At 66.7% G+C, this 12,161-nt stretch carries 1 protein-coding gene; it reads right to left on the reverse strand.

What is annotated here, in order from left to right; genetic code table 11:
* A partial coding sequence (locus A5652_RS06600) for a non-ribosomal peptide synthetase (RefSeq protein ID WP_067348084.1) occupies window positions 1-12,161 on the reverse strand: 12,161 nt, incomplete at both ends.

A 12,161-nucleotide genomic window follows, 5' to 3' on the forward strand; every position in this document is an offset into this window, starting at 1 on the left:
AGATAGTCCAGCTGCCCGTCGGCGCGCCACCGCACCAGGTCCCCGGTGCGATACATCCGTAGCCCCTGCGATCCCGGACCTTCCGCGCCCGCGAACGGACATGCCACAAACCGCGACGCGGTCAATCCCGACCGGCGCCAGTAGCCGCAGCCCACCCCTCGGCCGGCCAGATACAACTCGCCGACCACACCGACGGGGACCGGGCGCAACCACGCATCCAGCACGAAGAAGGCAGCCCCCGGCACCGGCGAGCCAACCGGCGGCGACCCCGACCCCGCCGTCAGCGGCGCGCTCTTGGACGCCCACATCGTCGTCTCCGTCGGGCCGTAGACGTTGATCATCACCCGGCCCGGCGCCCAGCGATCCACCAGCTCGGCCGGGCAGGGCTCAGCGCCGATGACCAAGGCCGCCGAGTCCAACCCCTCAGGCGAGAGCATCCCCACCGCCGAGGGCGTCTGGGTCAGCACGCTGACCCGTTCCGCCACCAGCAGGTCATGGAAGTCCTCCGGAGAGCGGGCCACCTCTTCGGGCACCACCACCAGCCGTCCCCCATGTAACAACGCACCCCAGATCTCCCAGACGGAAAAGTCGAAGGCCAACGAGTGAAACTGTGTCCACACTTGCCCCGGGGCCAACTCCACGCCGGCATCCAGCGAATCGAACAGCTGGGTCACGTTGTGATGGGTGACCGCCACCCCCTTGGGCACACCCGTGGTGCCGGAGGTGTAAATGATGTGGGCGAGGTTGTCGGGTGCCGGCGGGGGAAGTGCCGTATCCGGTTGGGTCTGCACAGCATTGTCATTGACATCGACCACCGGTAGGTCGTACCCGTCCAGCCGGGATCGCAGGGCCGCCGATGTGATCGCGGCGATCGGTGTGGCATCGGCGAGGATGAACCTGATCCGTGCCTCAGGCAGCGCCGGATCGACCGGGACGTAGGCGGCACCGGTTTTGAGTACCGCCAAGATCGCCGCGATCGCCTCGACGGACCGGGAGAACAGCAGTGCCACACATTGCCCCGGGCCCGCACCATTGTCCGCCAGCACATGTGCCAACCGGTTAGCGGTGTCCTCCAGCTCGCGGTAGGTCCACGAACAATCGCCGCATGCGATTGCCACCGCATCCGGGGCACGCTCAACCTGCGCGGCGAACAACGCGGGAATGGAAGCCACCGCCGGTGGTGCGGCCTGCTCCAAAACTGCCCGGTTGCCGAGGTCATCCAGGCGGACGTGGTCAGCCTCATCGAGCAGATCCACTGACGACAGCCGCCGGCTGGAGTCGCCAGTGATCGCCCCCAAGATCCGCTCCAACCGTTCGATGAGTGTTGCGATGGTTTCCGCGTCGAACACATCGGTGCGAAATTCCACCGCGCCCCCGATCCCGGCGGGTTCGCCGGCCTCGGTCCACCGCTCGGCCAGCGAAAAGGTCAGGTCCATGCGTGCGCTGTGGGTGTCCACCGGCAGCGGCGCGATCTGCAGGTCACCCGAGGCCAATCCGGCGAGCTTCGTAGCGTCCTGACCGGCGAAATTCTGCCAAGCGAATGCCACCTGCACCAGCGGATGATGGGTCAGGCTGCGGGCCGGGTTGAGCCGCTCAACGAGCAGCTCAAACGGCACGTCTTGGTGTTCGTAGGCGGCCAGGCTGCGCCCTCGCACCTGGGCCAGCAGTTCGGCCAAGCTGGGGTCTCCGGTCAAATCGACCCGCAGCACTAAGGTGTTGACGAAAAAGCCGACCAGTTCCTCGAGCGCGGGGTCGCGCCGCCCGGCGATGGGGAACCCCACCGCCACATCTGCGCTCGCGCTGAGCTTGGCCAGCAGCACCGCCAGGGCGGCCTGAATCACCATGAAACTGGTGGCGTTGTGCTCGCGAGCCACCACCGCCACCTGCTGCTGCAGTCCAGCCGGCCAGTCCACCGCCACACTTGCGCCACGCTGATCAGCCGCCGGTGGGTAGGGCCGGTCGGTGGGCAGCTGCAGGCGATCGGGCATGCCGGCCAGGGCGTTCTCCCAGTAGGCCAGCTGCGCGGCGATCAGGCTCTGGCCATCCTCGAGACTGCCCAGCTGCGCGCGCTGCCACAGCGCGTAATCGACGTACTGAACCGCCAATGGCGCCCATCCGGGGGCTGTCCCCGCGCAGCGGCTGGCGTAGGCCACCCCGAGGTCACGCACCAGCGGGGCGATGGACCAGCCGTCGGCGGCGATGTGGTGCACCACGACTACCAGCACATGCTCGTCCTCGCCGACACGGAAAAGCGTTGCGTGCAACGGGATTTCGGTGGACAGGTCAAACGTGTACCGCGCCGCGGAGTCGATGGCCTCGCCCAGCCGGACCGCCGGCCAATCGCTGGCATCGATTATCTGCCAGCCGAAGTCGGCGCGCTCGGCGGGCATCACCAGCTGGCGGGGTATCCCGTCGACGGCCGGGAACAGCGTCCGCAGGCTCTCATGGCGACCCATCACATCGGCCAGCGCCGCACCCAATGCCGCGGTGTCAAGCGGCCCTCGCAGTTGCAATGACACCGGGATGTTGTAGATCGGTGATGGGCCCTGCAACTGGTCGATAAACCACAACCGGTTTTGGGCGAACGACAGCGGCACCACCGCGGGTCGTTCTCCGGCCACCAACGGTTCATAGCTGCCTGCCTCCGCCGCGACACGGGGCGCCAACTCGGCAACCGTAGGCGCCTCGAACACCGCGCGCACCGTAAGGTTTGCCCGCAGGCCGGCGTTGACCGCGGCGAGCAGACGCATTGCCGACAGGGAGTCCCCACCCAGCTCGAAGAACGAGTCATCGACTCCGACGCGCTGCAGGCCCAACACCTGGGCGTAGATTCCGGCCAGGATGTCCTCGATCGCGTTGCCCGGGGCGCGATACCGGTCGAGGTCCTGATAGTCCGGTGCGGGCAGAGCCCGGATATCCACTTTGCCGTTGGTGGTCATCGGCAGCGCCTCCACCAGCACGATTGCCGTGGGCATCATGTAGGCCGGCAAGCGCTCACCCAACTGCGCGCGAATCTCGCCCGGCTCAGCTGTTCCCGTGACATACCCGACCAGGCGCTTCTCACCGGGGGGGTCCTCGCGGGCGATCACCACCGCCTGCTCCACCCCAGGCAGCCCGGCCAGCGCCGCCTGGACCTCACCCAACTCGATGCGATACCCGCGGATCTTGACCTGCTCATCGGCACGGCCCACATATTGCAGCTGCCCATCAGCGCCCCACCGCACCAAATCCCCGGTGCGATACATCCGAGTCCCCGCGCCGCCGAATGGACACGCCACAAACCGCGAGGCCGTCAACTCCGTCCGGCCCACATATCCCACCCCCAACCGGGAGCCGGCCACATACAACTCACCCACCACACCAGCGGGCACCGCCCGCAACCACGCATCGAGCACAAACAACGCCACGCCGGCCACCGGCGCACCGATCGGCACCACTTTGGCGCCGGGTGACAACGGCGCACTGAGCGCCACATACACCGTGGCCTCGGTCGGGCCATAGGCGTTGACCACGATCCGGTCCGGCGCCCAGCGATCCACCAGCTCGGGCGGACACGCCTCCCCGCCAAGCAGCAGCGCCGCCGACTCCAATCCGGCCGGGGAGAGCGCCGCCACCGCAGACGGGGTTTGGGTCAGCACACTGACCCGCTCAGCGACCAACAGCGCGTGGAAGTCCTGCGGTGACACCGCCACCGACTCGGGCACCACCAGCAACCGCCCACCCCGCAGCAGCGCGCCCCAGATCTCCCACACCGAAAAGTCGAAAGCATACGAATGACACTGCGTCCACACCCCGGCCACCGACGGCCCGGTGGGCAACGACTCCGCCAAATAAGTCACGTTGTGATGAGTGACCGCCACCCCCTTGGGCACCCCCGTCGTGCCCGAGGTGTAGATGATGTACGCGATATCGTCAGGGGTCGGCCCCGGCCCCGGCAACGCCATACTGGGTTGGATGTCGACCGTGGGGTCGTTGACATCGACGACCGCCACGTCATGGCCATCGAGCCGATCGGCCAGCTCCGCGGTGGTGATCACGGCCACCGGTCCGGCATCGTCAACCATGAACCCGATCCGCGCCGCCGGTGCCGCCGGATCCATCGGCAAATACGCCGCCCCCGCCTTCAGCACCGCCAACATCGCCACCACCGCCTCGACCGAACGGTTGAACAGCAGCGCCACGCACCCACCGGGACCCACACCCCGGCCGGCCAACACATGCGCCAACCGATTCGAGGCGTCATCGACCTGGCGGTAGGTCCATGAACCCTGCCCGCAGCGGATGGCCACCCCCTCCGGGACCCGCGCCACCTGCGCGCCGAACAACGCTGGCACCGACGCCCGCCCTGGTGCCGGCTGGGTCAATCCCGCCCGGTTGCCCCACTCATCCAGCCGGTCGTGCTCGGCCGCATCCAGCAAATCCATCGACGACAAGCGCCGCGCCGGATCGACGCTCATCGCCGCCAACACCCGCTCCAACCGCGCGATCAGCGTCTCGATACTGGCCGCATCGAACACATCGGTACGAAATTCCACCGTTCCGGCGATCCCGGCGGGCTCACCGTCCTCGGTGAAGCGTTCGGCTAGAGAAAACGCCAGATCCATGCGGGCAGTCTGGGTGTCCACCCGCAGCTGTGTGGCGCGCAAGTCACCAAAGCCGAGTCCGGCGGCGGGGCCGTTGAGCTGCCAGGGCAGATTCTGCCAGGTCAAGGCCACCTGGATCAGCGGGGAATGGGTGAGCGATCGCGTGGGTTTGAGTCGGTCGACAAGCAGCTCAAAAGGCACGTCTTGGTGTTCGTAGGCGGCCAGGCTGCGCCGTCGCACCTGGGCCAGCAATTCAGCGACAGTGGGATCACCGGCCAGATCGACACGTAGCACCAAGGTGTTGACGAAGAAGCCGACCAACTCGTCCAGTCCGGGGTCGCGGCGCCCGGCGACCGGGAATCCCACCGCCACATCGTTGCTGGCGCTGAGCTTGGCCAGCAGCACCGCCAGGGCGGCCTGAACCACCATGAAGCTGGTGGCATTGTGCTCGCGAGCGATCCGGTGAACGCTCTGCTGCAGCTCCGCTCGCCAGTTGACCGTCACATTGGCGCCACGCTGATCAGCCACCGACGGATAGGGCCGATCGGTTGGAAGCTGCAGGCGCTCAGGCATCCCGGCCAGGGCGTCTTCCCAAAAACCCAGCTGCGCGGCGATGGGGCTGTCGCTGTCGGCCAGGTCACCAAAGCTTTCGCGCTGCCACAACGTGTAATCGGCATACTGCACCGGCAGCGGCGCCCAGTCGGGGGCCCGCCCGGCGCTCCGGCTGGCATATGCCACACCCAAATCGCGTGCCAGCGGGCTGATCGACCAGCCGTCCGCCGCGATATGGTGCACCACGATCACCAGCACGTGCTCGTCGTCGGCCACGCGGAAAAGCCAGGCACGCAACGGGATTTCGCTCGCGAGATCAAACGTGTAGCGCACCGCCGCGCCGATGGCCTCATCCAACCGTTCCGTCGGCCAGCCAGTGGCGTCAACTACGTCCCACCCGAAGTCGGCCTGCTCAGCGGGCACCACCACCTGCAGCGGTATCCCCTCGTGCGCGGTGAACAAAGTCCGCAGGCTCTCGTGGCGACCCACCACATCACCCAGCGCCGCACCCAATGCGTCGGCATCAAGCCGTCCGCCCAACCGCAACGCCGCGGGCATGTTGTACACCGGCGAAGGTCCCTGCAATTGGTCGATAAACCACAACCGGTTCTGGGCATACGACAGCGGGACCCGCGTCGGGCGCGCCATCCGCTGCACCGGTGGGCGAGCAGTGCCGCCACGGTGCAAATCGAGATAGTGTGCGAGATCCCCGACCGTGGACGCGTCAAACAGGTACCGCACCGGCACTTCCCGGCCCAATGCCAATTGCAGCCGGGCGCTCGCCCGGGTGGCTACCAGGGAATCCCCACCCAGTGCGAAGAAGTCGTCATCAAGCCCGACGCGATCCACACCCAACACCTCGGCGAACACTTCGGCGACAACTTTCTCGGTCTCCGTGTGTGGCGCCCGGAATGGTGCGCCAACGAATAACGGTGCCGGCAACGCCTTGCGGTCGAGCTTGCCCGAGGCGGTCAACGGGAACTCCTCGAGCACCACGATCTGTGTCGGCACCATGTATTCGGGCAACCGCGCGCTCAACCGCTGACGCACCGCGCCGACCTTGGTGTTGGTGTGGGGGTCGTTGGCATTGACCCTGCTTCGGTCCGCCCCGGCGGGGCTCAGGTAGAGGTCGGTCAGCGGTGGGGGACGCTGGCCGTCGCGGTCGGTGGGGGCCATGAAGACGGCATTCAGGGTGCCGGGCTGGGACCCCCAGGTGACGGCGACGAGGTATCCGGTGGTTTCACCGAGGCGGTGCAATTCCTCGGGGACGACGTCCCCGTTCTCCGTCCTGGCTTGGGCTGCTGCTTCGGCCGGGGGCAGCCCTGCGGCAAGGCCGCGTTCGATGCGGACGTCGTTGATCACCCCGGCCTGGGGGATGTCGGTGACGCGAATGGTGGCGGGACGGTGGGACAGCAGCCGCGTGCGCAGCCCGTCCAGGCCGGCGCATTCGGTCCAGGCCCAGGTGGGTGCGCCGGCCAGCGAGCGCACCGGGGCGGGAGCTTTATGGAAGGTGACGTCGTAGCGATACCGGTTGAGTTCGTTGTCGGCGAATCCACGTTTGACTTCAATGTCAACTCCGGCCACCGACGCATGATCGGCGGCTAGGACGGTGAAAAACTCTGGGGCGAGCAGTAATTCGGGCTCGCCGAGCATGGCGGACTGGATTCGTTGACGGATCTCGGCGGCGTCGGTGGAAGTGGTGCGGGCCAGCGCGACCCCGGTTCGGAACGCGCCCTGCAGGCTGTGGTTTCGCACATCCCCGATGAACAGAGACCCGCCCGGCGCCAGCAGATCCATGGCGGTGTTTATCAGGTCAGCCAGATATGCCGCGTTGGGGAAGTACTGCACGACCGAGTTGAGAATGACGGTGTCGAAGCCGCCCTGCGGGAGTGCCTCGGTGACGTGAGCCGGTCGGGTCAGCAGCTCGACCCGATCACGCCACGGGATCTGCAACTTCTCGAGTGAGTTTGCCAGCCTGTCGATAACCACGGCGGACATATCCGTGGCGACGTAGCGCTCGCACACGGGGGCGATCTGCGACAACACCAGTCCGGAGCCCACGCCGATCTCCAATACCCGCCGCGGCTGCAGGGCCATGATCCGATCCACCGTGGCAGAACGCCACTCCACCATCTCCTCAAGTGGAATCGGGTCATCCGTGTAGCTGCTGTTCCAACCCCGGAAATCCATGCCGAATCCGGGCGCCTCGACCTCGGCGTCGTACAACTCGTCATAAAGGTGTTGCCATTCCTCGACGATTTCGGCGTCCTGGTCGGCGGTAGTGGTGTGCTCGATGGTGATGTACGCGATCAGCTGGGCACCGGTGTCGCTCTGATGCACCGTGACAGCGGCCCGGGCGACCTGCGGGCAGGCCAACAACGTGTTTTCGATCTCGCCCAGTTCGATGCGCTGTCCACGCAATTTGATCTGTGTGTCGGCCCGGCCCAGATAATCCAGGGCGCCGCCGCGGGTCCAGCGCACGAGATCACCCGTGCGATACATGCGTGACCCCGCACCCACGTGCGGGTTCGCGACGAAGCGTTCCGCGGTCAAATTCGCGCGACCTACATAGCCCTGCGCCAGCGCCGGCCCACTTAGATACAGCTCGCCGACCACCCCGATCGGCGTCGGGTTCAATCGGGCGTCGAGCACCAGCGCGCACATCCCCGGAATCGGGGCGCCGATATCAACCGGCCGGCCCGCCGACAGCGGCGCACTGCACGAGGCCCAGATGGTGGCTTCAGTGGGACCGTAGGCGTTGAGAATCCTCCGACCCGGCGCCCATGCGGCCACCAACTCCGGCGGGCATGCCTCGCCCATGGTGACCAACGTGTCCACCCCGTCCAACCGGGCCCGATCCAGTGACGCCAACACCGACGGGGTCATCACCGCCGCACTGACCCGCCGGTCCTGCAGCAGCCCGGTTAGTGCTTCTCCGGCATACACCTGCGGCGGGGCCACCACTAACGCCGCGCCGGATCCCGCCGCCCACAACATTTCGAAGACCGAGGCATCGAAGGTCGGCACGGCGACCATCAGTACCCGCGCATTCGCGCGCGACCCGAAGATCTTGCCTTGCGCCGCAACCAATCCCAACAGACCGGCATGGGTTACCGTCACGCCCTTGGGGACACCGGTAGACCCAGAAGTGAAGATGATGTACGCGGTGTCGTCCACCCACAGCGGGGCCATTCGGTCCGAGTCGGTAATCGGATCCGCAGCACGCCCGGACAGGTCCAGACCGTCGACCCGCATCACCGGGCGCGCACCGGCCCCGGCCACGGTGTCCCCACCACTGGTCAACACACACACAGCCGCCACCGCGTCTAACACCGTGCCTATCCGCTCTATCGGATAGGCAGGATCCACCGGCACATATGCGCCGCCGGCCTTGACAGCTGCCCACCAGGCCACCACCAACTCCACGCACCGATCCATCGCTACGCCCACCGCGCGCGCCGGGCCAACGCCCGCTTCGATCAGCACCCGCGCCAGCCGCGTCGACCACTCATCTAGCTCGCGGTAGGACAACTCCCGTCCGCGGTCCACCACCGCCACTGCGTCCGCATCGGCCGTCACCGCGGCAGCCAACAACTGCGGCGCCAGGCCCACCGGGGCCTCCACGGCAACACCAGACCATTCCGACAGCACCAGATCACGCTCACCGCGATCCAGCAACGCCACATCCCCCACCACGACCGACGCATCGACCGCGACTGCCTCGATCACCCGGCCGAACCAACCGACCAGTTGCTCAATGGTGGCCCGGTCGAACAAATCGGTGGCATACGACACCACTCCGGCGGCCATCGGCGCGGCGGAGTCCTCACTGCGCACCTCGCTCAGATGGAATTCGAGGTCGAACTTGGCGGTCTGGGTGGATGCCCCCAGCGGCTCGATGCTGACCCCGTCGAACGTCAAATTCCCTGGGCGCACATTGTTTTGGAAGACCATTGCTACCTGGAATAGCGGATGATGCGCCGTAGAGCGGACCGGGTTGAGCTGCTCAACGAGCCGCTCAAACGGCACATCCTGATTGCTGTAGGCATTTAGCGCCTTCTGCCGCACCTGCTCAAGCACATTGCTGAACCGCTGCTGGGAATTGACCCCGACCCGCAATACCCAAGTGTTGACGAAAAACCCGACAAGATCATCGAGTGCCGCATCCAGCCGCCCGGCGATCGGCGTACCCATCACCACGTCCTCGCCGACTCCGACGCGGTGCAACACCACCGCCAAGACCGCTTGCAACACCATCGAGGCCGTCGCGTTATGCGCCGACGCCAGCCCCTTGACCCCCGCCCACACCTGCGGGTCCAGGCGAATCTCCACCCGATCGCCGCGGTAACTCGGCACCGGCGGACGGGGCCGGTCGGTCGGCAACGACGCCACCTCCGGCAGGCCGTCCAACTCCTGGCGCCAGTACCGCAACTGGCCGGCAATCACACTGTCGGGATCAGACTCCGCTCCGAGCCAATCGCGTTGCCACAGCGTGTAATCCACGTATTGCACTGCCAACGGCACCCACTGCGGGGCCCGTCCCTGCCGCCGCGCCCGATACGCCTCGCCCACATCTCGGACCATCGGAGCTAGTGACCACCCATCAAAAGCGATGTGGTGCACCAAAATTCCCAGCACATGTTGCTCGGGCGCCACCGAATATATCCGCGCACGGATCGGGATCTCCGCCGACAAATTGAACCGATACCCCGCTAGTGCCACCAATGCGCCGGTCACGTCCTGCTCCGGCAGCGACACCACCGCCGGGCCCCCGCGCCGCCACATCCCGGCCTGGGCCGGCAACACCTTCTGGTACGGCACTCCGTCAACGTCGGGAAATATGGTGCGCAGCGATTCATGCCGGGCGATCACGTCGTCGAGGGCGCCGCTCAACGCCTCGACGTCGAGCGCCCCGCACATCCGGAAAGCGGTCGGAATGTTGTAGGTCGCAACCCCGCCCTCGAATCGGTTGAGGAACCACAATCTGCTCTGGGCAAACGACAGCGGGATGACCGCGGGCCGCTCGACCGCCACCAACGGCGTACGCCGACCCGCCTCCGCGCCGATGCGGGTCGCCAACTGGGCGATCGTGGGCGCGTCGAATACGGTGCGCACCGAAAGGCCGGCATCCAGGCCGGTGTTGATCGCAGCGACCAGGCGCATAGCCGACAGCGAATCCCCACCGAGGTCGAAGAACGAGTCATCGACCCCGACCCGGTCGAGTCCGAGCACTTGGGCGTAGATGCCGGCCAAGATCTCTTCGACGGCGGTGGCCGGGGCCCGGTAGGAATCGACGTCGGTGTATTCCGGTGCCGGCAGCGCGCGCGTGTCGAGCTTGCCGTTGACCGTCAGCGGCAACCCAGGTAGCGCCATCAGCGCCGTCGGCACCATGTAGGACGGCAGCCGCTCGGCCAGTGCGGCGCGGGTCGTCGCGGGGTCTGCGGTCCCGGTGATGTAGCCGACCAGGCGCTTGTCGCCCGGGCGGTCCTCGCGGGCGATCACCACCGCCTGATCCACGCCGTCCAGGGCGGCGAGTGCTGTTTGGATTTCGCCGAGTTCGATGCGGTAGCCGCGGATCTTGACCTGCTCGTCCGCGCGACCGAGATACTCCAGTTGCCCATCGGCGCGCCACCGCACCAGGTCCCCGGTGCGATACATGCGCGCCCCCGGGCCGCCGAAGGGGCAGGCCACAAACCGCGAGGCGGTCAACGAACCCCGGCCCACGTATCCCGCGCCCACCCCGGCACCGGCCACATACAACTCGCCGACCACCCCGACCGGTGCCGCCCGTAACCAGCCATCGAGCACGAAGAACGCAAGATCCGCCAGTGGCACGCCGATGGGACTGGCATTGCGGTCGGTGTCGCCGTTGGCAATCTGACGCACCGAGGCATGCACCGTCGTCTCGGTGATGCCATACATGTTGATCAACCGCGGTAGCGCAGGGTGGTTATCCAGCCACGTCCGAAGACGTTGTGGCTCAAGCGCTTCGCCACCGAACACCACGGTGTCAAGCTCAAGCTGATGCCCTGGCTTGGACTGCAGCCCGTCGGCGCTTTGCAGCGCATAAAACGCCGACGGGGTTTGGCTCAAGACGTTGACATGTTCGGCGATGAGTAGGGCGTGGAAGTCGTTTGGTGAGCGGGTCACCTCTTCGGGCACCACGACCAGTCGCCCGCCGTGCAGCAGCGCACCCCAGATCTCCCACACCGAAAAGTCGAACGCATAGGAGTGAAACTGCGTCCACACCTGGCCGGGCGCGAGCTCTAGGTCCTCGTCTAGTGACTCGAGTAACCGGGTGACGTTGCGGTGGGGGATGGCTACGCCTTTGGGGATCCCGGTGGTGCCGGAGGTGTAGATCAGGTAGGCGATGTCATCGGGGGTCGGCGGTGGTAGGGGTGTGCTGGGCTGGCGGTTGACCGCGGGGTCGTCGACGTTGATGACCGTGATGTTGAAGTCGTGGAGCTGGTCGGCCAGTTCTGTGGTGGTGAGGGCGGCGATGGGTGCTGCGTCGGTGAGCATGAACTCGATGCGCGACCGCGGGTGGGTGGGGTCGATGGGTAGATAGGCCGCTCCGGTTTTGAGGACGGCCAGTATCGCGGTGATCGCTTCGGCGGAGCGGGGCACGAGTAGCGCGACGCAATGTCCGGGGCCTGCCCCGTGGTGGGCGAGCAGGTGAGCTAGTTGGTTGGCGGTGTCCTCGAGCTCGCGGTAAGTCAACGAACGCGCGCCGTAGGTCACCGCCATTGCAGCTGGTGTTTGGGCCGCCTGTTCGGCAAACACCGCCGGAATGGACACTGCCGTGGCGGGTTGGGTGAGTGCTGCGCGGTTGCTAAGGGTGTCGAGGTGGGTGTGTTCGGGCTTGTCGAGTAGGTCGATGGTGGACAGGGGTTGTTCGGGTGTGGTGGTCATGGCCACCAGGACGCGTTCGAAGCGGGTGATGAGGGTGTCGATGGTGGCGGGAGTGAACAGGTCGGTGTCGTATTCGATGCGCAGGCCGAGCTGGGGGCCGGGTTGGACTTGCAC

The organism is Mycobacterium sp. 1165178.9, assembly GCF_001673555.1.
Classification (GTDB): Bacteria; Actinomycetota; Actinomycetes; order Mycobacteriales; family Mycobacteriaceae; genus Mycobacterium.